Annotated in this window: 20 protein-coding genes; 8 read left to right on the forward strand and 12 right to left on the reverse strand. The window is 61.2% G+C overall.

What is annotated here, in order from left to right:
* Positions 1-27: 27 nt before the first annotated feature.
* From L0U82_RS28040 to L0U82_RS28055, 4 genes are all read right to left on the reverse strand, one after another.
* Positions 28-1,992 (reverse strand): beta-galactosidase, encoded by a 1,965-nt coding sequence (locus L0U82_RS28040; RefSeq protein WP_233836227.1) that lies wholly within the window; start codon positions 1,990-1,992, stop codon positions 28-30.
* A gap of 90 nt (positions 1,993-2,082) precedes the next feature.
* The gene (locus tag L0U82_RS28045) at positions 2,083-2,934 is read right to left on the reverse strand and encodes a carbohydrate ABC transporter permease (RefSeq protein ID WP_233836228.1); all 852 of its coding nucleotides are present in this window, start codon (positions 2,932-2,934) and stop codon (positions 2,083-2,085) included.
* 41 nt (positions 2,935-2,975) lie between these two features.
* Entirely contained in the window at positions 2,976-3,881 is a 906-nt protein-coding gene (locus L0U82_RS28050) for a carbohydrate ABC transporter permease (protein WP_233836229.1), read from the reverse strand.
* Between the two features lie 98 nt (positions 3,882-3,979).
* Positions 3,980-5,233: an ABC transporter substrate-binding protein gene (locus L0U82_RS28055; protein ID WP_233836230.1), complete on the reverse strand. Its 1,254-nt coding sequence runs from the start codon at positions 5,231-5,233 to the stop codon at positions 3,980-3,982.
* A 373-nt stretch (positions 5,234-5,606) separates the two neighbouring features.
* Here L0U82_RS28055 and L0U82_RS28060 point away from each other — a divergent pair, with 373 nt between their 5' ends.
* Positions 5,607-6,641 carry a LacI family DNA-binding transcriptional regulator gene (locus tag L0U82_RS28060; RefSeq protein ID WP_233836231.1) on the forward strand — a complete coding sequence of 345 codons (1,035 nt, stop codon included), beginning with the start codon at positions 5,607-5,609 and terminating at the stop codon, positions 6,639-6,641.
* Positions 6,642-6,665: 24 nt separating this feature from the next.
* On the opposite strand, the gene L0U82_RS28065 is transcribed toward L0U82_RS28060, so the two are convergent.
* On the reverse strand, positions 6,666-7,841 hold the full coding sequence (locus L0U82_RS28065) for an L-rhamnonate dehydratase (RefSeq protein WP_233836232.1): 1,176 nt from the start codon (positions 7,839-7,841) through the stop codon (positions 6,666-6,668).
* A 48-nt stretch (positions 7,842-7,889) separates the two neighbouring features.
* Entirely contained in the window at positions 7,890-9,242 is a 1,353-nt protein-coding gene (locus tag L0U82_RS28070; protein WP_233836233.1) for an MFS transporter, read from the reverse strand.
* Positions 9,243-9,443: 201 nt separating this feature from the next.
* Between L0U82_RS28070 and L0U82_RS28075 the strand changes: the two genes are divergently transcribed.
* The 6 genes from L0U82_RS28075 to L0U82_RS28100 all read left to right on the forward strand — a co-directional run bounded on the left by L0U82_RS28075 (position 9,444) and on the right by L0U82_RS28100 (position 15,003).
* Complete coding sequence (locus L0U82_RS28075; protein WP_233836235.1) at positions 9,444-10,343, forward strand: LysR family transcriptional regulator; 900 nt, start codon at positions 9,444-9,446, stop codon at positions 10,341-10,343.
* A 148-nt stretch (positions 10,344-10,491) separates the two neighbouring features.
* Positions 10,492-11,814, forward strand: a complete 1,323-nt coding sequence (locus L0U82_RS28080; RefSeq protein WP_233836236.1) for an MFS transporter — start codon at positions 10,492-10,494, stop codon at positions 11,812-11,814.
* A 54-nt stretch (positions 11,815-11,868) separates the two neighbouring features.
* Entirely contained in the window at positions 11,869-12,909 is a 1,041-nt protein-coding gene (locus L0U82_RS28085) for an amidohydrolase family protein (RefSeq protein WP_233836237.1), read from the forward strand.
* On the forward strand, positions 12,906-13,577 hold the full coding sequence (locus L0U82_RS28090; RefSeq protein ID WP_233836238.1) for an RraA family protein: 672 nt from the start codon (positions 12,906-12,908) through the stop codon (positions 13,575-13,577). Before L0U82_RS28085 ends, L0U82_RS28090 begins: the two co-directional genes overlap by 4 nt.
* A gap of 18 nt (positions 13,578-13,595) precedes the next feature.
* On the forward strand, positions 13,596-13,994 hold the full coding sequence (locus L0U82_RS28095; protein WP_233836239.1) for a hypothetical protein: 399 nt from the start codon (positions 13,596-13,598) through the stop codon (positions 13,992-13,994).
* 112 nt (positions 13,995-14,106) lie between these two features.
* The gene (locus L0U82_RS28100; RefSeq protein ID WP_233836240.1) at positions 14,107-15,003 is read left to right on the forward strand and encodes a DMT family transporter; all 897 of its coding nucleotides are present in this window, start codon (positions 14,107-14,109) and stop codon (positions 15,001-15,003) included.
* Between the two features lie 12 nt (positions 15,004-15,015).
* On the opposite strand, the gene L0U82_RS28105 is transcribed toward L0U82_RS28100, so the two are convergent.
* From L0U82_RS28105 to L0U82_RS28120, 4 genes are read right to left on the reverse strand one after another with little or no spacing between them, the layout of a single operon-like run.
* Positions 15,016-15,363 carry a hypothetical protein gene (locus tag L0U82_RS28105; protein ID WP_233836241.1) on the reverse strand — a complete coding sequence of 116 codons (348 nt, stop codon included), beginning with the start codon at positions 15,361-15,363 and terminating at the stop codon, positions 15,016-15,018.
* Positions 15,364-15,401: 38 nt separating this feature from the next.
* Positions 15,402-16,487 carry a sugar-transfer associated ATP-grasp domain-containing protein gene (locus L0U82_RS28110; protein WP_442793672.1) on the reverse strand — a complete coding sequence of 362 codons (1,086 nt, stop codon included), beginning with the start codon at positions 16,485-16,487 and terminating at the stop codon, positions 15,402-15,404.
* Positions 16,488-16,489: 2 nt separating this feature from the next.
* On the reverse strand, positions 16,490-17,872 hold the full coding sequence (locus L0U82_RS28115) for an undecaprenyl-phosphate glucose phosphotransferase (protein ID WP_233836244.1): 1,383 nt from the start codon (positions 17,870-17,872) through the stop codon (positions 16,490-16,492).
* 41 nt (positions 17,873-17,913) lie between these two features.
* Positions 17,914-19,434: a mannose-1-phosphate guanylyltransferase/mannose-6-phosphate isomerase gene (locus L0U82_RS28120; protein WP_233836245.1), complete on the reverse strand. Its 1,521-nt coding sequence runs from the start codon at positions 19,432-19,434 to the stop codon at positions 17,914-17,916.
* 715 nt (positions 19,435-20,149) lie between these two features.
* Here L0U82_RS28120 and L0U82_RS28125 point away from each other — a divergent pair.
* Entirely contained in the window at positions 20,150-21,439 is a 1,290-nt protein-coding gene (locus L0U82_RS28125) for an O-antigen ligase family protein (protein WP_233836246.1), read from the forward strand.
* Here the strand turns inward: L0U82_RS28125 and L0U82_RS28130 are convergent.
* Together L0U82_RS28130 and L0U82_RS28135 are read right to left on the reverse strand one after the other, a co-directional pair.
* The gene (locus L0U82_RS28130) at positions 21,415-22,602 is read right to left on the reverse strand and encodes a glycosyltransferase family 4 protein (protein ID WP_233836247.1); all 1,188 of its coding nucleotides are present in this window, start codon (positions 22,600-22,602) and stop codon (positions 21,415-21,417) included. The two genes, L0U82_RS28125 and L0U82_RS28130, sit on opposite strands and share 25 nt — an antisense overlap.
* 57 nt (positions 22,603-22,659) lie before the next feature.
* Positions 22,660-23,976, reverse strand: coding sequence for an oligosaccharide flippase family protein (locus tag L0U82_RS28135; protein WP_233836248.1), 1,317 nt, complete (start codon positions 23,974-23,976; stop codon positions 22,660-22,662).
* Positions 23,977-23,985: the final 9 nt, after the last annotated feature.

The following is a 23,985-nucleotide window of genomic DNA, read 5'->3' on the forward strand; positions in this document are numbered from 1 at the left end:
CGCGTGCGTTTTCGCGTATGCGCTGCATCACGCGTCTTGCCACACGCAAACATCTCCGCTCTTCAGCCGCGGCTCGCCGAGCACAAAGGTCGCCTTGGCCGGCGCAGGCACCTGCACCGGCTGCGCACTGAAATTGAAGGCGAACGTCAGGCCGCCGCGCCGGCGAATCCGCAATCCATCGACGAGCAATTGCGTATCGAGGCGCGCGTCGCGCGCCGCCTGCCGCAGTACCGTGCGATGCAGTTCGTGCGACAGCCATCCAGCGACATAACGCACATTGCCGTGCATCAGCAACGCGGGCCACGCATCGTCGAAGCGCGCGGCGACGCGCGTCTCGCCATTGGCGCGCACATGCTCGCGCCAGTGCAGCGCACTCCCCTGCATGTCGTCGATAGCCAGCGCGGGCGTCAGCGTCGGCCGCAGCGTTTCCACTTCCAGCACCTGAATCGGCAGCACGCGCTGCAATGCACCAGGCGGCAGATTGCCGGGAATCGCGAACGTGCTCGTCTTCGAACCGCTGCGCGGACCGAACACCCATTGCGCCGTGCTACGCGAGATCTGCGCGACGAGCGCGTCGTCGATCACCGCGAGGCTCGGCACGACGACGAGCCGATATGCCGAAAGATCCGCGCGGCTCGACACGATATCGACGTCGAGTCCGAGTTCGCGCAGCGACGCGTAGTAGTCGAACGCAAGCGTCTGATAATCGAAGCTCTTGCCGTGCCGTTGAATCTCGAACATCCATTGCGTTTCGTAATCGAACACCAACGCGACGGCCGAGCGCGCGGGCGCGGCGAGCGTCGACAGTGCCGTTGAATTCGCAATCTCGCGCGCCGCCTGCCGCACCTCCAGACCGCCCGGCGACAGCTCGCTATTCGGCAGATTGAGCCCGGAGTGCATCTGCTCCTGCGCATAAGGACACTGACGCCAGCGGAAATACGACACCAGCTCCGCGCCGTGCGCAAACGCCTCATACGCCCACAGCCGCACCATCCCCTGCGCCGGCACCGGATTCCACGAGGCCCAGTTCACCGGCCCCGCCTGCTGCTCCATCACCCAGAAGCGGCCGGCGCCAACGCCCCGATAGCGGTCGTGATCGAACGCGGACACATCGGGATGCCCGGTGCGCGCGAAGCGCGCTTTCTGTTCGTCGGGCAGCGCGATCGTTTCGGTGCGCGCGATCGGATAGCTGTCCCATGCGGCGACGTCGATCGCGTTATCCGCGGCAAAGCGATAGTGATCGAAGGTCGTGAAAAAGCCCATGAAGTTGTGCAGCAGATCGGCGTTCGGCGCGTGCTCGCGCAGCACGTCGATCTGCTCGCGATGGAAGCTCGCCACTTCGTCGGACATGAAGCGGCGAAAGTCGAGCAGATGGCTCGGGTTCGCGTCGGTGGGCGTCAGGTTCGGCAAGCCGATTGCGTCGAACGATGGATACTCCATGCTCCAGAACACGTTGCCCCACGCGTCGTTCAATGCGTCGACGGTTTCGTAACGCTGCCGCAGCCACGCGTGAAAACGCTTCAGTGCCGCGTCCGAATAGCTCGGCACCGTGTCGTGGCAACCGAGTTCATTGTCGGTCTGCCACGCGACGATCGACGGATGCCGTCCATAGCGTTGCGCCATCGCGGCGACGATACGCACGCATTCGCGCCGATACGTATTGCTCGAAATATCGTAATGACGGCGCGAGCCGAAATTCCAGCGCGTGCCGTCGTGACGCACCGGCAACACGTCCGGATAGGCATCGACGAGCCACTTCGGCGGCGACGCGGTCGGCGTGCCCAATACGAGTTTCAGGCCCGCATTCGCGAGCGCTTCAACGGCTTCGTCGAGCCATTGCCACGCGAATTCGCCGGCGCGCGGCTCCATGCGGCTCCATGCAAATTCGGCGATCCGCACGTGCGTGATGCCGAGTTCGACCATCCGCTGTGCGTCGTCGGCCCACATCGTGCGCGGCCATTGTTCCGGGTAGTAGCAGACACCTAGTTGCATGTGAAAGTCTCGTGGTGAATTGACGCCGACGTGTGCGTCAATCGTTGTTCAGGTCGTGATGCCGTTGCTTATCGGTTGCTTGTGCGTTGCTCATCCCTTGCTCGCGCCGAACGTCAGCCCAGCGACGAAGTGCCGTTGCATCGCGAAGAACATCAGCACCGAAGGCAACGCGGCCAGCACCGAGCCCGCCGCGACCAGATTCCACGCGGTGGTCCACTGCCCCTTCAGCGCGGCAACGCCGACCGTGATCGGTGCGGCATCGTCGCCCTGCGTCAGACACAGCGCCCAGAAATAGTCGTTCCATACGAACGTGAATACGAGAATGCCGAGCGCGGCCAACGCCGGACGAATCAATGGCAGCACGATGCGCAGATAGATCGTCCATTCCCCCGCGCCTTCGACGCGCGCCGCTTCGATCATCTCGAACGGCAACTGCTTGATGAAGTTGCGCAGAAACAGCGTGCAAAAGCCGGTCTGAAACGACACGTGAAAAATCACCAGCGCCCACACGGTATTGAAGAGTCCGACTTTCAATGCCATGTCGCGCACCGGAATCATCAGGATCTGGATCGGCACGAAATTACCGGCGACGAACGCGAACAGCACCGCCGTATTGCCCGGAAAGCGATAGATCGCCAACGCGAAGCCCGCCATCGACGCCAGTACGATCGCGCCGATCACCGAAGGCACCGTAATCAGCACGCTATTGGCGAAGTAATGCAGCATCGGCGTTTGCGTGAGCGCGGTGCCGTAGTTTTCGAGCAACGCGAAATGTTTTGGCCAACCCCAGTAATCGCCCTGCACCAGTTCATCCGACGAGCGGATCGACGTGACGAGCACCGCGAGCATCGGCAGCAGCCAGATCACCAATGCGAGTGGCAACGACGCCTTATAGAGCGCGCGATTGAGTGGTTTCCAGCGTTCGACCGGCAGCGGATACATGACGAAGTACTCCTCGGGAGCAGCGAAATCCAGCGATGAAATCAGCTTTCCTCGCGCAGCATGCGGCGCAAATGGAACACGATATAGACGAGCATGATCGCGAACAGCACGACGGCAATCGCCGCGGAATAGCCTTCTCGGTAGTACTTGATCGCCTGGTCGTACATGTAATAAGCGAGCACGGTCGAACTGTCGAATGGCCCGCCACTACTCATTACCGCGATCAGATCGAAGCTGCGCAGCGCACCGATCACGGTCAGCACGACCGCCATGAAGGTGGCGGGCCGCAATTGCGGCAGGATCACGTGCCACAAAAGACGCAGCCCTTGCGCGCCCTCCATCCGCGCAGCCTCGACCACCTCGGGATTGATGCCAGTGAGCCCGGTCAGATACAGCACCATACAGAACGGCGTTTGCGGCCACAGCGCGGCGAAGATGATGCCGAAGGTGACCGTGTGCGGATCGCCGAGCACCGGAATGCCGCGCCCGACGATCAGGCGCAAGAGCCCGAACGTCGGGTCGTAGAACCAGCTGAATACAAGGCCGACCACCACGCCCGACAATACGAACGGCGCGAAAAACAGCGACTTCACGACACGCATGCCGCGCACGTGCTGATTCAGATACAGCGCGAACATCAAGCCCAACGGCGGCGCCAGAAGAAACAACGCGAGCCAGATCAGGTTGTTCTTCAGCGCCGTATAAAACGTATCGGACTGAAACAGCTCGACGTAATTGGCGAGACCCGCGAAGGTCTTCGGCGTCATGCCGTCCCAGTTATAGAAGCTCAGCGAAATGCTGCTGATGATCGGATAGATCACGCACAGCGTGAACAACGCGCAGCCCGGCAGCAGAAAGAAAAACGCCGCGCGATGCTGATGACGGCGCGTCGTCGAGACGCGACGGGGCCGCGCCGCTGGCAGGCGGCGCGCTGCGGTATCGGACATGGATCGGCCTCGGCGAAAATCGAATGCGGAAAAACGAAAGCGAAAACAAAGACGCAAGCGAACACCGGCCGCGATCACACGGCCGGGCGTCGTGAGACTTACTTGTGATAGATGCGCTTGCGCGTCGCTTCGAGGTGAGCAAGTATCGTATCGATTTGCGACGGGTCGCTATAGAACTGCTGCATCGCCTTCATGCCTTCGTCGGCCATTTCCTTCTGCATGTCGCGATCGTAGAACTGCGCGATGCCGCCTTTCGTATTCGCGAGCGTCTGGAAGCCGACTTTCGAAATCGCGTCTTCCGGCTCGGCCGCCTGGCTATTGGACGGCAGTTGACCCCAGCCCTTCGCGAGTTCCGCGTTGATCTTCGGCGTCTCCATGAACGCAAGCAGCCTGCGCGCGTCGGCCTTGTTCTTCGCCTTCGCCGGAATCAGCAGTACGTTGACGGGACCGTCTTCGGCCATCGGCACGTTCGCATCGATCACCGGGAAACGGAAAAAGCCGATCTGGTCCTTGATCGACGCCGGGAAGCTCGCCGAGAAGAACGTGCCCATCAGCATCATCGCGGCCTTGCCGTTGACGAGAAACGGCGCGACCGAATCGACATCGTAGGACAGCGCATTGTCGATATACGCGTGATTGTCGAGCAGCGTTTTCCACGTCGTGTAGACCTTCTTCACGCGCGGATCGGTATAAGGGATTTCGCCGGCCATCAGCTTCTGATGGAACTCGTTGCCGTTGATACGCAGATCGAGGTAATCGAACCACGCGGCAAGCGTCCAGCCATCGCGCGCGGGCACCGCGATCGGCGCGACGCCGATCGCCTTCAGCTTGTTCGTCGCATCGATAAATTCTTCCCACGTTTTCGGCTCGCTTTTGATCCCCGCCTTCTCGAACAGATCCTTGCGATAGAAAAAGCCGTACGCGTCATACCCGAGTGGCGCCGCGTACTGCTTGCCCTGATATGTCGACGCCTCCTTGACCGACGCATACTGCTGCGACCAGTTGTTCTTCGCCCAATCCGGGCTCAGATCTTCGAGCAGCCCGCGTTGCGCGTAATAGGCCATCCGTTCGCCGTCGTGCCACGACACGACGTCGGGCGGATCGGTCGCGAGCCAGCCGCCCATCTGCACCTTGTACGCTTCCTCGGTGATGTACGTGACTTTCAGATCGACGTCGGGATTGGCTTTCTTGAACTGGTCGAATGCATCCTGCCAGGTCGAGCGCTGATTACCGCGCGCCGATACGTTGACGTTGAGCGTGGCCGCGTCGACGGCGGCGCTGCCGAGTGCACCGGCCACCAGCGCGGCGGCGATCGACACCCGGGCAAGACGGCGAAGGCGAAGAGCAATCATCCTGTGTCTCCTTGTCTACCTTGTTGACCGGCTACGCAGCGTGGCCGGCGATGTAAGCCGCTCTGTGGCGGAATCCGTAATTCGTCACTCGTCATTCGCAAGCCGGCCGGCTCATCGGCGGATGCTCGCCTCAGGCTTTCTGCGCATCCGCCAAACCAGTCGCCGCCATGCTTTCTCCGCGCTGATTTAACCGCTTAAATTGCGCGCAAAAATAAACGTGCCGCCCTTGTGCCGGCGGCATTTAATCGCTTAAATTCGAGTTCGATGGAGAAAGTCATGGTAGGTGTCTCCTGATGTTTTCCAGAAACTTAGCAATGTCGCCGATCGTCCGCAACATTTGAATTGCGCTCCCTGAATATGGGATATATCGAACATGGTCACGCTGTCTGAAGTGGCGAAGCGCGCGCAGGTTACCGCCGCCACCGTCTCCAATGTGCTGCGCAATCGCGAGAAAGTCCGCCCGGAAACCGCCGAGCGCGTGCTCAAAGCGATCGCCGATCTGGGCTACCGGCCCAACCTGAACGCGCGCGCGCTGGCCGAAGGCCGCTCGTCGACCCTGGCGCTGATGCTGTCGAATATCTCCAACCCGTTCTACCCGGAGTTCGTGCTCGCGGCCGAGCGCGCGGCGCGCAAACGCGGCTACTTCCTGATGGTCTGCAATACCGACGACGACGCCGAAATCGGCCGCGCGTATCTGAACCAGATTGCCGGCACGCTCGCCGACGGCGTGCTGGTAATGAACACGGACATCACGATCAACGACCTGTGCGCGTCGGCAACGCATAGCGCGCCGATCCTGCTGGCGATGTGGGAACACCCCGAAATGCCGCCCGCACTCCCCTGCATCGCGGTCGATTTCGCGCGTGCCGGCGAGTTGGCCGCGCAGCATCTGCTCGAACTCGGCCATCGCGACATCGGCCTGTTGATCGGTGACGGTTGCGGCGGTTTGCAGGATGCGCGCTCGAACGGTTTTCGCGCGGCAATGCGCGCGGCCGGCATCGAAGCCGACGCCGCCGCGGTGCTGCAGATTCGCGACTCGATCGACGCCGGCTACGCCGCCTGCATGCAATTGATGACGAACCGGCCGCAATTGAGCGCGATCTTCGCGACCAACGACCTGCTCGCGATCGGCGCCGTGCAGGCGCTGATCACGCTCGGGCGCTCGGTGCCCGGCGACGTATCGGTGATCGGCATCACCGACATCCAGCTCGCGCACCAGGTTCACCCCGCGCTGACCACCGTCGCGATCCAGACGGCGGCGGTCGCGGAGTTGTCGATAGACAGTCTGATCAAGCTGATTCAGACGCCGGCACGGCAGCCGCCGATGGTGCTCGGCCCATCGCCCGAGCTGATCGTGCGTGCATCGACGGGGCCGCGTAGAAAGCGCGCGGCGCGGCGCCAGCGCTAATATCAACGGCCGTTACTTGACGACTCACTCGACGATATTAAAGTCGGCAAGATACTTATCGCTCAACGTAATGCCGAGGCCCGGCACATCGTCCGATAGTTGCAGATAACCGTTCTCCGGCTGCGGTTCGCCATCGAAGATGTAGTAGAACAATTCGTTGCCCACTTCGACGTCGAACACCGGAAAGAACTCCGACATCGGGCTCGCGGTACTCGACATCGTCAGATGGTAATTGTGCATTTGCCCCGCGTGCGGAATCACCGGCACCGACCACGCTTCGGCCATTGCATTGATCTTGCGCGCGGCCGTAATGCCGCCGACGCGATTCGTGTCGTACTGGATCACATCGAGCGCGCGGCGTTCGAGCAGATCCTTGAAGCCATAGCTGGTGAACTCGTGTTCGCCGCCCGACACCGGTATCAGATTCATCTTCTTCAGTTCCTGATAGCCTTCGATATCGTCACCGATAACCGGCTCCTCGATCCAGCGCGGATTGAATTCGGCGAGACGCGGCAGCATCCGGCGCGCGTATTCGAGCGTCCAGCCCATATAGCACTCGACCATGATGTCGACCTCGTCGCCGGCCAGCTCGCGCAATAGCCGCACCTGTTCGAGGTTTTTCGCCATGCCTTGCGGGCCGTCCTTCGGCCCGTAACCGAAGCGCATTTTCAGTGCGGTAAAGCCGCTGTCCAGATAGCCTTGCGCTTCACCGAGAAACGCATCGCGATCGTCGTTGTTATAGAGCTTCGACGCATAGCACCAGATCTTCTCTTTCGTGCGGCCGCCGAGCAGCTTGAATACCGGCTTTTTCACGGCCTTGCCCATGATGTCCCACAGCGCGATATCGACCGCGGAAATTGCCGCCATGCCGATGCCTTTGCGGCCCCACGCAAGAGTGCGGCGATACATCTTCTGCCAGATGTACTCGTTGTCGAATGGATCTTCGCCAATTGCAATCGGCGCGAGGTATTCGTCGATGATCTGTTTGGCGATGCGCGGCGCGAGTGCGCAATTGCCGATGCCGACCGTGCCGTCGTCGCATTCGATTTCCACCACGAGCCAGCCGTGGAAGCGAAACGAACCCATTGCATCGCCGCGCTCGTAAAGAATATCGACCGCGTTCGTGCAGAAATGCGCTTGCGGCGGCACGACCTTGCCTTTCCATTCGAAGACGCGCGTACGGATATGCGTGATTTTCATCTGCAACGATTCCTTGAAAAGAATGCCGTGAAGAGTGAATGACCCGAGTCAATGGCCCGCGCGCTCGCCGAGCGGACCGCCGCGATGGGGAGCGGCGGTGGATGTCGGCGTGGATAGGCGCGGCGCGAAGCGAAACACGAGCAGCAGCAATGCGCCGATCATGCCGACCACCGCGAGCGAGAACATGCCCGCCTGCGGCGAGCCGATCATGTGTTCGGCGAGGCCCTTCAGATTCGGCGCGACGAAGCCGCCGAGATTGCCGATCGAATTGATCAGCGCGATCCCGCCAGCGGCAGCCGCGCCGCCGAGATAGCCGGTCGGTAGCGTCCAGAACAGCGGCTGCACGCAGACGAAGCCGATCGCCGCGACACAGAACGCCGCGATCGCCAACGCCACCGACGAAGTCATCGCCGATGCGGCGATCCCGAGTGCGGCGAGCACCAGCATCGCCGCAGCCCACTGCCGGTGATAGCCATGCCGGTCGGCGAAACGTGTCACGCAGAACGTGCCGATGATCGCGGCAATCCACGGAATCGCGGTGAGCAGCCCGACCTCGACGCCCACGTGGCCGCCGCTCGCGAGCGCGGCGACACGCGTCGGCAGATAGAACACGACACCGTATACGCTCATCTGCACGGCAAAGTAGATCGCGCTGCAGAACAGCACGCGCGAATCGCGCAGCGCGGCGAGCACCGACGCGGGGCCATGCGCGAGCTTCCGGCGGTCCTCCTCGCGCAGCGCGTGATCGAGTGCTTTGCGCTGCGCGTCATCGAGCCAGTTCGCCTGCGCGGGCCGGTCGGTCAGATAGAAGTAAGCGACGACACCCACCACCGACGCGGCCAGTCCCTCGACGACGAACAGCCACTGCCACGGATGCATGCCGAACGGACTGGCCGCATCGAGCAATAGACCCGACATCGGACTGCCGAACAGCATCGCGAGCGGAAAGCCGAAATAGAACATGCCGACGGTCTGCGCACGCGTTCTGGCCGGAAACCAGTTCGACAGGAACAGGATGATGCCGGGGAAGAAACCCGCCTCGGCAATCCCGAGCAGCGTGCGCAGCACATAGAAACTCGTCGCGCTATCGACCAACGCGGTGCACGCGGACACGATGCCCCACGTCACCATGATGCGGCTCATCCAGATCCGCGCGCCGAAGCGGTACATCAGCAGATTGCTCGGCACCTCGAATACCGCATAGCCGACGAAGAAAATGCCCGCGCCGAATGCGAATGCCGCATCGCTCAGGCCGGTGTCGGCCTGCAGCACGTTCTTCGCAAAGCCGACGTTCGCGCGATCGAGAAAAGCCAGCATATACATCAGGATCAGAAAAGGCAGCAGTCTCGTGCGCGCTTTGGCAATCGCGCTGTCGAGCACCGGGCTCGCGGTCATCGTCATGCATCGTCTCCTGGTTTTTTAAGGGCACGGCGGGCATCGCGACGACCGTCACGGCCATCCTGCCCATCGGGCGACAATCGCTAGTGTGCGAAACTATCCAGTCACTGACCACTGATTAATTCGAATCGGCCGATTCGTTAAAGTTATCGCTCGCGATCCTTATGCGGATTCATCGCAACCGGTCATGACAGGAATACGGATATGAATCTCAGGGCCCTTCAATGCTTCGTGATTCTCGCGGAGGAGCTCAATTTCAGCCGCGCGGCCGAACGGCTGCATATCGCGCAACCCGCGCTGAGCCAACAGATCCGTTCGCTGGAAGAAAGACTCGGCACGCAACTGGTCGATCGCGCGCGGCGGCCGCTGATGCTGACCGAGGCGGGACACTATCTGTGCACCGAAGCGCGCCAGATACTCGGCTCGCTGGACCAGATGGCGCTGGCCGCGCAGGAAATCGGCATCGGCCGGCGCGGCTGGCTGAGCATCGGCTTTACGCGCTCATCGATGTACAGCGTATTACCGCCCGCGTTGAAAAAATTCCACAAGGCGTATCCGCAGGTCGAACTGAAGCTGTTCGAAATGCTCACCGAGGAACAGACCGATGCGCTGCGCGACCTGCGCATCCATATCGGCATCGGCCGGCAACCGCTGGCCGCTGAAGGCTGCACGTCGGTCACGCTGCTGCGCGAGCGTGTGATGGTCGTGCTGGAAGCGGGCCATCCGCTCGCCGCACGCAAAACGGTGCGTATCGCCGATCTCGCCGATACGCCGCTGATTCTTTATCCGAAGCATCTGAATGCGCCATTCAAGCGCTCGGTGCAATCGCTGTATCGCGATGCCGGCGTGACGCCGCTCGTCGCGCACGAAGCTTACGAAATCCAGACAGCCATCGCGCTCGTCGCGGCAGGGCTCGGCGTGACCGTGGTCGGTGAATCGGTCGCGCGTCATGGACGTACCGATGTTGTGTTCCGTCATCTGGCGGGGCCGGGTTCGTCGCACCGCTCGACGCTGGCGGCCACCTTCCGCACCGACGATGCCTCACCGCATCTGCGCGCGTTCCTTGAATGTCTGCCGGCGCCGCTCAGCGACGCCGCACTATAAGCAAAAGCCTATACAAGCATAAGCAAGCGGTCTTGGACTCCCGGCCCGTGCGTTCCTATCATGGGCGGTACGCCGATTGCATCATCAGGCGCACATACGACAAAACGCAGCGACGGCGACAGCCGTCCGCGCATGGGACGGAGACAGCATGACCGCATTCGATGAAGCCGCAACGATGCGCAAAGTGTATGGGCGTTTGATGCCCATGCTCTTCGCGATGATGTTCGTCAATTATCTCGACCGGATCAATATCGGTTTCGCCGCGTTGGACATGAACAAGCAGCTAGGCTTCAGTCCAGCGGTGTTCGGGTTCGCCGGCAGCATCTTTTTCGTCGGCTATATGCTGCTCGAAGTGCCGAGCAATCTGATTCTGCATCGCGTCGGCGCGCGTGTGTGGATCGCGCGCATTCTGCTGACGTGGGGCGCGGTGGCCGCCGCGACCGCGTTCGTATTCAACGATACGAGCTTCTATGTGCTGCGCTTTCTGCTCGGCGTGATGGAAGCGGGCTTTCTGCCCGGCATCGCGGTCTATCTGACCAAATGGTTCCCGGTACGCTACCGGGCGCGCGCGGTCGGCGGCTATATCATCGCGGGCTCGTTTTCCGCGGTGCTCGGCGGTCCCATTTCGACCATGCTGATGACCTACGCGAACGGTATTTTCGGTCTCGCCGGCTGGCAATGGATGTTCATTCTCGAAGGCCTGCCCGCGATGCTGCTGGGCGTGCTGACGCTGCGCATCCTGACCGAGCGTCCCGCCGACGCGAACTGGCTGTCGAGCGCGGAAAAGAACTGGCTGGAAGCGACGCTCGCCGCCGAACGTGAAGCAGTCGGTGGCAACCGGCATTTTCCGCTGCTGCGGGTCGCGAGCGATATCCGCGTATGGAGCCTCGCCTGCCTGTTCGGCTGCGCGCTGGTCGGCATTTACGGGCTGTTTCTGTGGCTGCCGCAGATCGTCAAGAGCCTGGGCAACCTGAGCAATATCGAAGTCGGTTTTCTATCGGCCGCGCCGCCGCTGCTCGGCGTATTGGGCACCTTCCTGATCAGCCGCAGTTCCGACCGCACCGGCGACCGCAAGAAGCATCTCGCGTTCGTGTACGGCATGAGCGCGCTCGCGATTGCCGGCAGCGCATATGCGCCGAATCCCGTGATCGCCTATGCGCTGCTGTGCCTGACCGGCCTCTTTATCTACGCGGGCAATCCGCTGTTCTGGAGTCTCGCCTCGTCGTTCAGAACCGGCGCGGCGGGCGCGGCGACGATCGCGCTGATCAATACGATCGCGCAATTCGGCGGCCTGGTCGGGCCGTGGAGCATCGGGCTGGTGCGCAGCGCGACCGGCAACTTCAAGCTCGCGCTGTTGACGATCGCGGCATTTCTGGTCGTCGCGACGATCATCGCGCTGGTGATGCGGGTTACGCCGGCCGACGAGGAAGCCGCATCGCTCGCGCCCGGCGATGCCGCTCCGCGAGTTTGAAGCCCGCTTCGAAACACATGCACCGAACGCAACTGTAGAAAGGTCATTGCCTACATGATTATCGATTGCCACGGTCATTACACGACCTCTCCGCCGCAGCACGAAGCGTGGCGCAAACAGCAGATCGCCGCGCTGAAAGACGGTCTCGCGCCACCGCCACGTCCCTTTATCAGCGACGACCAGATTCGCGAAAGCATCGAAACCGGCCAGTTGCGCGTGCAACGGGAACGCGGCACTGATCTGACGATCTTCTCGCCGCGCGCGGCCGGCATGGGCCATCATCTCGCCACCGCTGACGCCAATGCGCACTGGTCGAGCGAATGCAACGACCTCGTGCAGCGTGTGTGCGAGATGTTTCCGCGCAACTTCGTCGGCGTGTGCCAATTGCCGCAAGCGCCCGGCGTCGCGCCCGCCAATTGCATCGGCGAATTGCGGCGCTGCGTGGAAGAACTCGGCTTTATCGGCTGCAACCTGAATCCCGATCCGTCCGGCGGACACTGGAGCGGCTTGCCGCTCACCGATCGCAGCTGGTATCCGCTGTATGAAGCGATGGTGGATCTCGACGTGCCCGCGATGATTCACGTGTCGTCGTCGTGCAACCCGAATTTCCATGCGACCGGCGCGCACTATCTGAACGGCGATACGTCGGCGTTCATGCAGCTATTGCAAGGCAATCTGTTCGCGGACTTCCCGACGCTGCGCTTCATCATTCCGCACGGTGGCGGCGCGGTGCCTTATCACTGGGGCCGTTATCGCGGACTCGCGCAGGACATGAAGCAGCCGCTGCTCGAAGAGCATCTGCTGAAGAACGTGTTCTTCGATACCTGCGTGTATCACCAGCCCGGCGCGGAATTGCTCGCGAAGGTGATTCCGGTCGAGAACATTCTGTTCGCGTCGGAAACGATCGGCGCGGTGCAAGGCATCGATCCGCGCACCGGTCACTACTACGACGACACGCGCCGCTATATCGATGCAATCGAATGGCTCAGTGAAGCGGACCGGCAACGCATCTACGAAGGCAACGCGCGGCGCGTGTATACGCGGCTGTCGGATCAACTCGATAAGCAATTCACCACACGGGGAGCAACGGTATGAATCCATTGGGATGGCGCGAATACGCGTGCGCGCCGCAGGCCAGCGCGGCGACGCTGGCTGCATTGCGTGAACTTGCGGTATCGCTGCTCAGCGACAACATGGCGCGCGCGAGCGGCACGGTCGGCCTGCAACCGTTTCATCGGCCCAAGCCGATGGCCGGTACCGCGCTGACGATTCGTACACGACCCGGCGACAATCTCGCGATTCATCGCGCGTTCGAGTTCTGCCGGCCGGGTGACGTGCTCGTCATCGACGGCGCCGGCGATCTGACCCAGGCGCTGATGGGCGAGATCATGGCAACCTTCGCGGCAAGCCTCGGCGTGCAGGGTCTCGTGATCGACGGCGCGATTCGCGACGTCGGCGCGTTGCGCGAGCGAGATTTCCCGGTGTACGCGCGCGGCGTCACGCATCGCGGCCCCTACAAGAACGGGCCGGGCGAAATCAACGTCCCGGTCACCGTGGGTGGCATGGTCGTGCATCCAGGCGATATCATTGTCGGCGACGAGGACGGTCTGCTTGCGATCCCACCCGCCGACGTCGATGCGGTGATCGAAGGCGCGCGGCGGCAGCAGGCGAAGGAAGCGGCCGCGCTTGCGTCGATTGCGAACGGCACGTTCGACCGGACCTGGGTCGCCGCGCAACGGGACCGGATGATGAACGGATCATGAACCACGACCATTAACTACATGGCGCAATATCTGAACGCCGCAACCCTGCTCGAACTCGCGCGCGCCGCGCAACAGCGCGCCACCACTGAGTGCGAATGCACTCGCACGCCGCTCGACGGCTGGCAATCGCAACCACTGTCGCTCGACGAAACGCTGTTCGAGGAAATCGGCACGCTGATGCCGGAAGACGATCCCGAACCGACATTCAGCGAATATCTGCCCGACAAGACCACCTACTGGGCCGCTAACGCGCCGATCGCGCCGCGCTATTTCCCGTACAACCGCTGCGGTGTCTGGCAATGCTCGTCGTGCAACCGTCTTTATCTGCGCTATGTGGAAGGCGGCGGGTACTTCGTCGATCGCAGAATTCGCGCGCTCAACGCCGAGTTGATCGAGGACGTGCCGCTGCCCGCATAGCGCCGTTGAATGCACATGCAACGAACGCAACGAAAGAAGTGCTGACGGCGCCGCAGGAAAATCACCGTACGCGGTAACATGGCGGCCTTGCACAACCGTCAAACACTATTCAATGAAGTCGACGCGCTGGACCGGGGTGTTTTTTCTGCTCGTCACCGCAACCGGCTGGGCCGTGAACTGGCCCGCGATGAAAATACTGCTGCGCGAGTGGCCTCCGCTATTCTCGCGCGGCGTCGCCGGTATCGTCGCGGCCCTGCTGCTGATCGTGATCGCGCGCTGCGCGGGCGAACGTATCGTGATTCCTCGCCGGCTGCTGCCGCGCGTGCTGCTCGCGGCCAGCACCAACGTGTTCGCGTGGATGGGCTTCTCGACGATGTCGATGAAATGGCTCAGCGTCAGCGAAGGCGCGCTGCTCGTCTACACGATGCCGATCTGGGCCATGCTGCTGGCGTGGCCGATCCTGTCGCGGCGGCCATCCGCCGAAGGTTTTATCTCACTGATACTCGGACTCGCGGGCGTCGTCGTCCTGCTCGGCGGCCAGGGTTTCGCATTCGATAGCGGCAAACTCGTCGGCGTGATGTTCGCGCTGCTCGCCGCCATATTGTTCGCGCTCGGCACCGTCATCACACGCACACCGATTCCCGTGCCGCCGATCACGCTGGTTGCATGGCAGGTCGGTATCGGCTGCGTGCCGATGGCCATCGTGGGATTGCTGGTCGAGCACCCGGACTTCCATGCGCTCGATAGCGCGGGCCGTGCGGTGATGATCTATATGACGCTGGTGCCGATGGCCGTCTGCTATCTGGCGTGGTTCGCGACGCTGCGTCATCTGCCGCCGGAGGTTGCGTCGATCGGCATGCTGCTCGTGCCGATCATGGGTATCGCCGCGGCGGCGCTATCGCTAGGCGAACCGCTCGGCCTCCGGGAATTCGCCGCGATGGCATTGACCTTGAGCGGCGTCGCGCTCGCCCTCAGACGCAAGCGCCCCGATACGCGCGTCGCGACCTGAAACGGAACCGGGCTACGCGTCGTCTTCCCGGTCCGCGTGCGTGACGGTCATCAGTTTCTTCACCCGCCTTGTAATATCGGCCAGCACGCCGCCGGAGCGATTCGCACCATCTGTGGCCTCGCGCCGGTGCGACATACGCTGCAGGTCATGCCAGTCTTCATCGAGCGCCCGAGCGTGAGCCGGCGCGCTAAACGGCCATTCGAGCGCGACCGCGCGCATCAGCGCGGCGCGCGAATCTTTACCGGCACTGTCGATATACGCATTGATGGTCGCCGCCTCGTGCCGCGCAGAGTCCTCTGAATCGACCGCAATGAAGTCGTTCAGCCCTTCTATATGGACGCACCACAACTGTTCGCTCACGTCGCGTCTCCTGCTGCGTGCCTGTTCCTCCGCGGGCTTCAGGCTATTGATCTGCGGGGCGAAGCTCGGCGCACGGCCCGAAGCCGTTCCCAGTTCAGATCCGAAAAGCACGGACCTTGCGTGGCTTCGCTGAACTTCACATCGTTGTGCTCGCCGTTCCACTCCATCACCTGCACGCGATTGTCCGCATCGACAGTCAGGTCCCAGCCCACGCAGCGCGCAAATGGAATCTTGCTGTGCAGCCGGAGCACGGTCGCCACGCACTGCGCAAATGATGGAATCGTGATACCCGCAAAACGCACGCCTGAATCCGGATGCGTTTCCGTCGCGCCCCAATCGCTCATATAGCCTTCATCGCCTAGCTCGCCAGTCGCGAGCCTGACCGGCACGCAGACTTCGCGATCGGGCTTGATATGCGTGTCATCCGCCCTGCCGAGGCGCAGAAAACACGCGCGAATCGAAATATCGCCAGTGTCGTCCACCACGGTCGTAAAACGCAGCGTCGCCACCGCTTTGGATGCAAACGCATCGAATAGCGGATGTTGAATGATGAATTTCTGTATCACCCCATTACCGAGCGACCGGATGAACTGGGGATCGAAATTCGTTCTGTCGAAGATATGAACGCCCGCGCCCTGGCGCGAGCCGTCGAGCTTGAAAACTACCCGCTCCACGCGTTCGAAAACCATCTCTTTCACGTCGCACTGCGGCACCACGACACTGTCGGCCGTGAAGAACAGACCATTGGCGAAATAGGCAATGTCCGGAAAAGCGTCACCATCGAAGATCAACCGCGTCAGCGGCTTCAGACTCGATATCCTGCCGTACCAGCCCTTCATATGCGGCACCACGACGCTTGCATAGTAGTTGTCCGGAATCCAGCCTTCCTTGAAGGTGCCGCTAAACGCGGTGTAGACCCGAAGCCACGGCGCGTAGATCGCATCGCCGAACACGTCGGACGCATACGTGTCCGCGAGTTTCAGGTTGGCCGGATCGGCCTTCCCGTACTTTTTTTCCAATAGCTGCAATACCCTCCTCGCCTGCGCGCCGTGCCCCCAATGAAATGTGTACTGGGCGACCCGCTTCGCGGATCGTCTCGCGATATGCTCGAAATTTGTTAGCATTTTTAGTAAGCGTTTGGATGATGCAGTCCCTTGAAGATCGTTGCCAGAATGATCTTGACGTCAAGCCAGAACGACCAGTTTTTCAGGTAGTAAAGATCGTGCGCGACGCGGCCCTCCATTTTTTCCAACCGGTCGGTTTCGCCCCGGAATCCATTGATCTGCGCCCACCCGGTAATACCCGGCTTGATCCGGTAGCGATGGATATAGCCGGACACGATGTTCTGGTAAAGATCGTCGTGTTCGATTGCGTGAGGACGCGGCCCCACGACCGACATATCGCCGCGCAGCACGTTAAAGAACTGCGGCAGCTCGTCGAGACTGGTCCGGCGCAGAAATGCGCCGACCGCAGTAATACGTGGATCGCCTCGCGTCGCCTGTTCGAGAATGCCAGGCTTCTGCTCGTGCAATCGCATCGTGCGAAATTTGTAGATCGTGAATACGCGGCCGTCAGCCCCTTTGCGGCGCTGCTTGAAAAACACCGGGCCGGGCGAACTCAATTTGACCGCAATCGCGCAGCCGAGAAGGATCGGCGAGATCGCCATCAACGCGCCGAGCGCAAACAGTCGGTCGAACAGTTCCTTTTTCAACAATGCATTCGGTGGCAACGGCGAAGCAGCGAGATTGATCGTCGGCAGACCGAGCAGATCGGTCATGCTGCCTTCGAACAGCGCGAGCGCGCGGACGTCAGGCATGAAGCGGATATTGATCAGGTCGTTGCGAAACTCCGCAACCAGCTTCAAAATCGCGCGCTCTTCGGTTAGCGGCAACGCGAGCCATACCTCGCCGATGTTGTGCTCCCTGACGTAGCGGGCGAAAGCGTCATGTTCTTCAAACACCTGCACCGCCGAGCGCATCGCGATGTTGCAGCCAGGGCTCAGGCTATACAGCGCATTCGCGCGAAAGCCGGCTGCCGGCGCCATCGCGATCTTGCGGATCACCTCGTCGCAATGATCGCCGCACGCGGCCACCGCAACCTGCTGCAGATTCATACCCGCGTAGCGCATGCGGCCGAGCAATGCGTGCGTCACCAGCCGGCCGGCCATCATCGCGATACCGGAGATGCCGGTCCAGTACGCAAACCATAGACGCGACACGAAATCGATCCGGTGCAACGAAAACATCAGCACCATCGCGCAGCACTGCACGAGCAACCAACCCAACGCGACATGGCTTGCCAATGCCCGCTTCGAGCGGCCGCGCCACGATTCATACACGCCGAGTGCCGGAAAGAGCGCGAGCGCGAAGGCCGCGGCAAACGCCACGAACGCGAAATAGAAACCCCGTTGCGAGCCGCCGTCGAAACGGATCTGCGAGGCCGCGCAAGCCCCCGCCACGATCATCGCGACGTCGAACAATCTTGCCAGTAGACCCGTCAGCAATCGCATAGCAGCCTCCTCAAAACACGTGTCGGTTCGACTCGCTCGCATTAGCCGCAGCGCCCGTACTTGTCGTCGAAACGGACGATGTCGTCTTCGCCGAGATAGGCGCCGGACTGAACTTCGATGATCTGCAACGGTACGCGGCCCGGGTTTTCGAGCCGGTGGCACACGCCCAGCGGGATGAAGGTCGATTCGTTCTCGCCGAGCAGAAACTGCTCTTCACCCCGTGTGACCAGCGCGGTGCCGCTCACGACCACCCAGTGTTCCGCGCGGTGATGGTGCATCTGCAACGACAGCCGTCCACCCGGCATCACGACGATGCGCTTCACCTGAAAGCGGTCGCCGTGATCGATCGAATCGTAAAAGCCCCATGGGCGACGCACTTTTCGATGCGCATCGGCCTCCGGCGATTTCTCGCTGCGGATACGCGAGACCAGCGTCTTGACGTCCTGCACGTGCGAGCGGTCCGCAACGAGCACCGCGTCGTCGGTTTCGACCACAACCAGATTGTGGGTGCCGACACAGGCGAGTAGCCTGCCGCCTTGCGAACGCGCGTAGGTCGCGCTCGAGCCTTCGAACAGCACACGTCCGTTCGATGCATTGCCGCACTCGTCCTTTTCCATCGCCTGCCAGACCGCGTCCCACGAACCCAGATCAGACCAGCCAGCCTCCAACGGCACCACCACGCCGGTGAAGTTCGAGCCGCGCTTGCCGAGTTGTTCCATCACCGCGTAGTCGATCGAGTCCGACGGCGAATTCAGGAACTCGCCGGCTTCCGGCATCACGCATTCGTCAGTTCTTTTCGCGTTGCGCCACGCGTGAACACAAGCGGCGTGCATGTCGGGCTGGAACTGCTCGATGACCGTGAGCCACACCGATGCGCGCACCACGAAGATGCCGCTGTTCCACCAGTAATTGCCCGAGCTGACGTACTGAGCCGCGAGTTCAGCGGCCGGTTTCTCGACGAAGCGCTCGATATGGCGCGCGCCATCGCGCAATGCGCCGCCCAGCCGGATATAACCGAAGCCTGTATCGGGCCGTTCGGGCGGCACGCCGAGCGTGACGATCGCCCCCTTGTGCGCGTGGCTCGCCGCGAGATCGATCGCCTGGTGCAGCGCTTCGAGGTTCGCTATCGCATGATCGGCCGGCATCGCGACCAGAATCGCGTCGTCGTTTTCCGCGTAGGCACTCAACGCGGCGAGCGTCAGCGCGGGCGCGGTATCGCGACGCGCGGGCTCGACGATGATGCGCGCATTCACACCGATCTCGCGCGCCTGTTCGTAAGTGGCGAAATAATGCTCCGCGCCGCACACGATCACCGGATCGGCCGCGATGTCCCATGCGCCTTCAAAACCCGCCATGCGTCCCATCGTTGCTTGCAGCAGCGTCTGATTACCGATCACGTCGATCAACTGCTTGGGAAACTGCTCGCGCGACACCGGCCACAGCCGCGTGCCGGAACCGCCGGCGAGAATCACCTGAACGAGAGGCGGCGAATCGACCGTGGCCGAATTCGATAGTGTCGTTTCGACATTCGTCGCGGCGGCTATTGCATCAACTTTGTCCATTTCTAACTCCGTCGCATTGAGCCCGGTTCGCAAATAATTCATCGACGACGCCCACGCGAAAAAGCGTGGCGACGCCGGGTGCGCCGAAACCGTCTCATGTGATTAGTGTGACCGGACGTCCGTGTCGGATGGACCAGACCAGCCCGTACAGTTCGCAGTGAAAAGATGCACGTGCCGGCAATGTCCAGCGCGATTGGAAAGTACGGAACCAGATTGGCCGGATCGCGGTGGTCTGCTCGACAACAACGACCGGATAAACGAAAGAAACGAAAAGAACGAATGGGGCGATGGCGTTCACTACCCTTTACTACGCGGTTCGACATCGCACCTCGATGTGATTCATCTTAGTCAGAGCAAACCCTTACCCTGAACTTGTGGCGCGAACAGCGGAGATTTTGGCTCAGCCTGGCGGCCTCATTTCGCCAATCGATGAAAGAGCTTGCACTTCTATTGCAGACGACTGGAGAAAACGGGAGAAGATTGGAAATCGGGCACTACACGTGCTACCGTTTATACGAACGTTCTGGTCCGTTTTCATGTCATAACCGCACGAGGATGCGGAAAATCCGTGCGGAAACCTCGTGTGGAAAGACCCGGTCCCACCCATGCCGTTCGGCGCGGAAGCCATGCGAGCTTCCCGCTTTTCAATTGATGCCATCGTCCAGTGCACGAGCCCATCGTCGACGTGCGCGATCCGTTTTTTTCTGGAGTTGCAATGGCCTATATCTCGCTGCTCGCTCTGTTTCTGACCGTCACCAATCTGGTGCCGATCAGTGCGATCGGGTTTGTCCCGCTGCTGTTCTGCTGGTGGCGCTTCGTCGGCCGCAGCTATCCTTCTTTTATCGCGCCGCTGACGGCCTTCACTGCGTTCGCGATCGTTTCGACGCTGCTCTACAATCCGCAATCTTTCCTCGAATTCGATTTTTACCGCCGCGATGGCAATTTCTTCATTTCGTATGCACCCATTTTTGCCGGCTGTTTGTATGCGCATCGCTGGGATCTGAACAAAGTACTTCGCGCATTCTTCACATTCGCGGTGATCGTCAATCTGCCGATGTACGCGTACTACATTGCGCAAAATGGTCTGCTGAGCATCTTCGTGAATCCGAATGACAGCTTCGGCAGCTATTTCATTGCCCGCAACGCCGCCGGCGGCTTCTTTGCGATGCTGTTCAGTCTGGGCGTGGCCTGCTACCTGCAAAAGCGCAGCAAATGGACGCTCGCGCTAATCGGCTGCAATGCGTTGATGCTGTTTTCCACCTATAGCCGCGGCTCGCTGCTCGGCGCGCTGGCGGTATTGCCGTATCTGTATTTCGGCCGCAAGCGCTGGGTACTGGCGTCGCTGATCGCGATCATGCTGGTCGCCTCGGTATCGATCGCGCTTTACCATACCGACCCGACCGTCGATTACATGGGCTATACGTTCTCGATCCACAATCAGGACGCGAAGGTGGCCAATCTGAACATCCGCTATGAATGGCTGTGGCCGCGTGCGCTGACCTATTTCGAACAGAGCCCGATTGTCGGTCTCGGCTTCGGCTCATTCGACGATCACATCGGCACGCTTGCATCGTACTTTCATCTGTTCAGCGTGCCGTCGAACATCGTGGTCGAACATAGCGACTCTCACGCGCACAACTCGTATCTGAACATCCTCGCGGAGCTCGGCGTGGTCGGCTTGATGTTGATGCTTGCTTTCTACTGGAAGCTGATCGAATGGAGCAAGCAGGGGGCGGCATTTTCCGCGCTGGCTGACGGGGGTCGAAACTTTGCGGCTTATCGCTTCGTCGAGATTGCGTCGATCTGCCTGCTGGTGATGTCGGCGACCGAACACCGGCTGGTCACGCCGTCGAATGTTCTGATTCTTTCTCTGGTCATCTCGCTGCTGATCGCAGCGCGACCGCTCGCATCAAGGGTGCCCGCGTTCGATCCGCGGGTGCCGCGCAAGGCGGCGACCACTGTCGTCGCGCAGCGCCCGTCTCAGGGCGTGACGTCGGCAAGGTGACGTTCGACCGATAGCGGCTCGCTCGCCTGATACGGCAGAAACTGTTCGACACACGCGTAGGGAAGGCGCGAATCGACGAAACTGGTCAGCGCCTTCTTGAAGTTCTCCGTTGAAAAGCGCTCGGCATTCTTGCGGCACTGGCGCGGATCGAAAGCGTCGCGATTGCTCTCGAAGTGGCTCACCGCTTCGAGCAGCGAATCGGTAGTCTGCTCGCCAAAAAATACTCCGGTAGCACGCTCGAGCGGCAGGCCCACGACCGATTCGAGCGCACCGCCCCTGCCGAACGCAATAACCGGCGTGCCGCACGCCTGTGCTTCCACCACCGAAATGCCGAAATCTTCCTCGGCCGCGAATACGAATGCACGAGCGCGGCGCAAATGGTCGATCAGAACATCGGACGGTTGATGTCCGAGGATTTGCACGTTGTCACCGGCAACCGCTCTGACCTTCTTCATTTCGGGACCGTCGCCGATCACGACGAGCTTGCGCTCCGGCGTTTGTGAAAACGCCTGCACGATCAGATCGATACGTTTGTAAGGCACCATGCGCGACGCCGTTACATAGAAATCTTCCTTCTGCGTGCCGAGCTTCATATTCGCCAGATCGACCGGCGGATAGATCACCGTCGCATCGCGTTGATACGCTTTGCGAATTCGCCGGGCAATGAATTGCGAATTGGCGACCAGGTAATCGACGCCATTCGCCGAACGCGCATCCCAGCCGCGAATGTAATGCAGCAGTACCCTGGCGAGCGCCGAGCGCAGGCCTCGGTCCAGATGCGATTCCCGCAGGTATTGATGCTGCAGGTCCCACGCATAGCGGATCGGCGAATGAATGTAGCTGATATGCACCTGGTTCGGCCCGGTCAGCACGCCTTTTGCCACCGCGTGCGAGCTGGAAATGACGAGGTCGTAGGCAGACAGATCGATCTGCTCGATCGCAATCGGCATCAATGGCAGATAGGCGCGATAACGCCTTCGCGCAAACGGCATCCGCTGGATGAACGATGTATTGACGGACTTTCCCTTCACGCACTCGCGGTCTTCGAGAAAATCGACAATCGAGAAGATGTCCGCATCGGGGAAGCACTCGATGATGTTCTTCAATACTTTTTCGGCGCCCGCCGACACTACCAGCCAATCGTGAACAATAGCGACTTTCACTGCGACCTCCTGTGACATTCCAACCCTACCGTCGGTAAATCCATGTAACGCAACGCGTCAATCATCCTTGCCGGCCGGTGCCTGAGCGCGAAGCCCGAACGCCATGCGAACCCGCCCCAGTGCCCGCTCAGCGCCGGGCACCAGACCGATCAGTTCGAGGCGGATCATCACGCCTAGCAAAATCATCGCCAACGTACCTTCGCCGATCACCCGCGCACACGCCATGCCTATCGCGCCGAAATGCGGCGCCAGCGCCAGTGCGGAGCACAGATTGACGAGCCCCGATGCCACGCCGCAAATGGCGAGCAACCGGTCTTTCTTGCGTGGCACGAATACATAGAACGCGACGAACTCGTTGAAGGCCGCGAACGGAAACATCCATGCGAATATCTGCAGCACATGCGCACTCGGTTCGAATGCGGGACCCAGAATCAAAGGCAGCACGAAAGGCGACAGCGCCAGCGCGCCACAAAAAGCCAGCAGTCCATAGCCGAGAAGTAGCGTCGCGCCGTGACGCGTCGTCACGCGCGCGCCGTCCTTGTCGCCGAGCGAGAGTTGCCGGGTTATCGTCGGAATAAAGACCTGAGCCGCTGGGCCCATCAGACTCAGTCCGATCGTCGCGAAGCGCTCGGCCGCGCCGAAATAACCGACCTCAGCGGGCGTGGACAATAGCGTCAACAGATAGGTCGACGATGCGGTGAGCACCACTGAGCCGGATGAATAGCAGAACAGCATCGTCGAGCTGCGCACGAGCGGCGCGACGCCCGATAAGCTCAGACGCGGCAGGCCAAGCTGCCACGTCGTCAGCCCATATGAAATGATCGACGACGCTATGCCAGCAATCAGCAGACTCGCAAGCACCCATACCGCGTCGCCCGGACCTTTGACGAAAGTCAGCACCAGCACGAGGCTGACCGCGAAGCCGAACACCTCGATCATGATCGGGGTTCGAAAGTACTGACGCCCCTGAAACAGCCAGCCCAGATTCAGTGCCGACACGATGCCGAGCACGGTCGCGAGCAGGCCGATCAGCGGCCGCTCGGATAGTACCGGCGAACTCAACGTCGCCACGACGCCGATCACGGCGCCGCCCGCGGCCAGTAGCAACCTCGCGCTGACGTGCAGCGAGTAGATCTGGTTGCATTCCTGCGCCGAGTGCGCTTTCGATACCTCGCGCATGCCGACGAACGTGAATCCGTAGCTGACGAGCATCCAGATCACGTTCATCAGCGACATCGACGCAAGGACCCGTCCGTACTCGGCGACGCCAAGCACGCGGCCATAAAACGGCACCACGATGATCAGGTACACGTACCTCATCAGGTATCCGCCGTACACAAACGCGATGACGTTGGCGCGTGCTCGTCTATCCATGCCGTCCTC

The organism is Paraburkholderia sp. ZP32-5 (genome assembly GCF_021390495.1).
GTDB lineage: Bacteria > Pseudomonadota > Gammaproteobacteria > Burkholderiales > Burkholderiaceae > Paraburkholderia.

Bases quoted from the DNA above. Each gene is read 5' to 3' on its own strand.
- L0U82_RS28135 (WP_233836248.1), bottom strand. From the start codon at position 23,976: ATGGATAGACGAGCACGCGCCAACGTCATCGCGTTTGTGTACGGCGGA.
- L0U82_RS28050 (WP_233836229.1), bottom strand. From the start codon at position 3,881: ATGTCCGATACCGCAGCGCGCCGCCTGCCAGCGGCGCGGCCCCGTCGC.
- L0U82_RS28055 (WP_233836230.1), bottom strand. From the start codon at position 5,233: ATGATTGCTCTTCGCCTTCGCCGTCTTGCCCGGGTGTCGATCGCCGCC.
- L0U82_RS28120 (WP_233836245.1), bottom strand. From the start codon at position 19,434: ATGGACAAAGTTGATGCAATAGCCGCCGCGACGAATGTCGAAACGACA.
- L0U82_RS28095 (WP_233836239.1), top strand. From the start codon at position 13,596: ATGGCGCAATATCTGAACGCCGCAACCCTGCTCGAACTCGCGCGCGCC.
- L0U82_RS28080 (WP_233836236.1), top strand. From the start codon at position 10,492: ATGACCGCATTCGATGAAGCCGCAACGATGCGCAAAGTGTATGGGCGT.
- L0U82_RS28075 (WP_233836235.1), top strand. From the start codon at position 9,444: ATGAATCTCAGGGCCCTTCAATGCTTCGTGATTCTCGCGGAGGAGCTC.
- L0U82_RS28115 (WP_233836244.1), bottom strand. From the start codon at position 17,872: ATGCGATTGCTGACGGGTCTACTGGCAAGATTGTTCGACGTCGCGATG.
- L0U82_RS28090 (WP_233836238.1), top strand. From the start codon at position 12,906: ATGAATCCATTGGGATGGCGCGAATACGCGTGCGCGCCGCAGGCCAGC.
- L0U82_RS28065 (WP_233836232.1), bottom strand. From the start codon at position 7,841: ATGAAAATCACGCATATCCGTACGCGCGTCTTCGAATGGAAAGGCAAG.
- L0U82_RS28085 (WP_233836237.1), top strand. From the start codon at position 11,869: ATGATTATCGATTGCCACGGTCATTACACGACCTCTCCGCCGCAGCAC.
- L0U82_RS28045 (WP_233836228.1), bottom strand. From the start codon at position 2,934: ATGTATCCGCTGCCGGTCGAACGCTGGAAACCACTCAATCGCGCGCTC.
- L0U82_RS28060 (WP_233836231.1), top strand. From the start codon at position 5,607: ATGGTCACGCTGTCTGAAGTGGCGAAGCGCGCGCAGGTTACCGCCGCC.
- L0U82_RS28110 (WP_442793672.1), bottom strand. From the start codon at position 16,487: ATGCTAACAAATTTCGAGCATATCGCGAGACGATCCGCGAAGCGGGTC.
- L0U82_RS28100 (WP_233836240.1), top strand. From the start codon at position 14,107: ATGAAGTCGACGCGCTGGACCGGGGTGTTTTTTCTGCTCGTCACCGCA.
- L0U82_RS28125 (WP_233836246.1), top strand. From the start codon at position 20,150: ATGGCCTATATCTCGCTGCTCGCTCTGTTTCTGACCGTCACCAATCTG.
- L0U82_RS28040 (WP_233836227.1), bottom strand. From the start codon at position 1,992: ATGCAACTAGGTGTCTGCTACTACCCGGAACAATGGCCGCGCACGATG.
- L0U82_RS28070 (WP_233836233.1), bottom strand. From the start codon at position 9,242: ATGACGATGACCGCGAGCCCGGTGCTCGACAGCGCGATTGCCAAAGCG.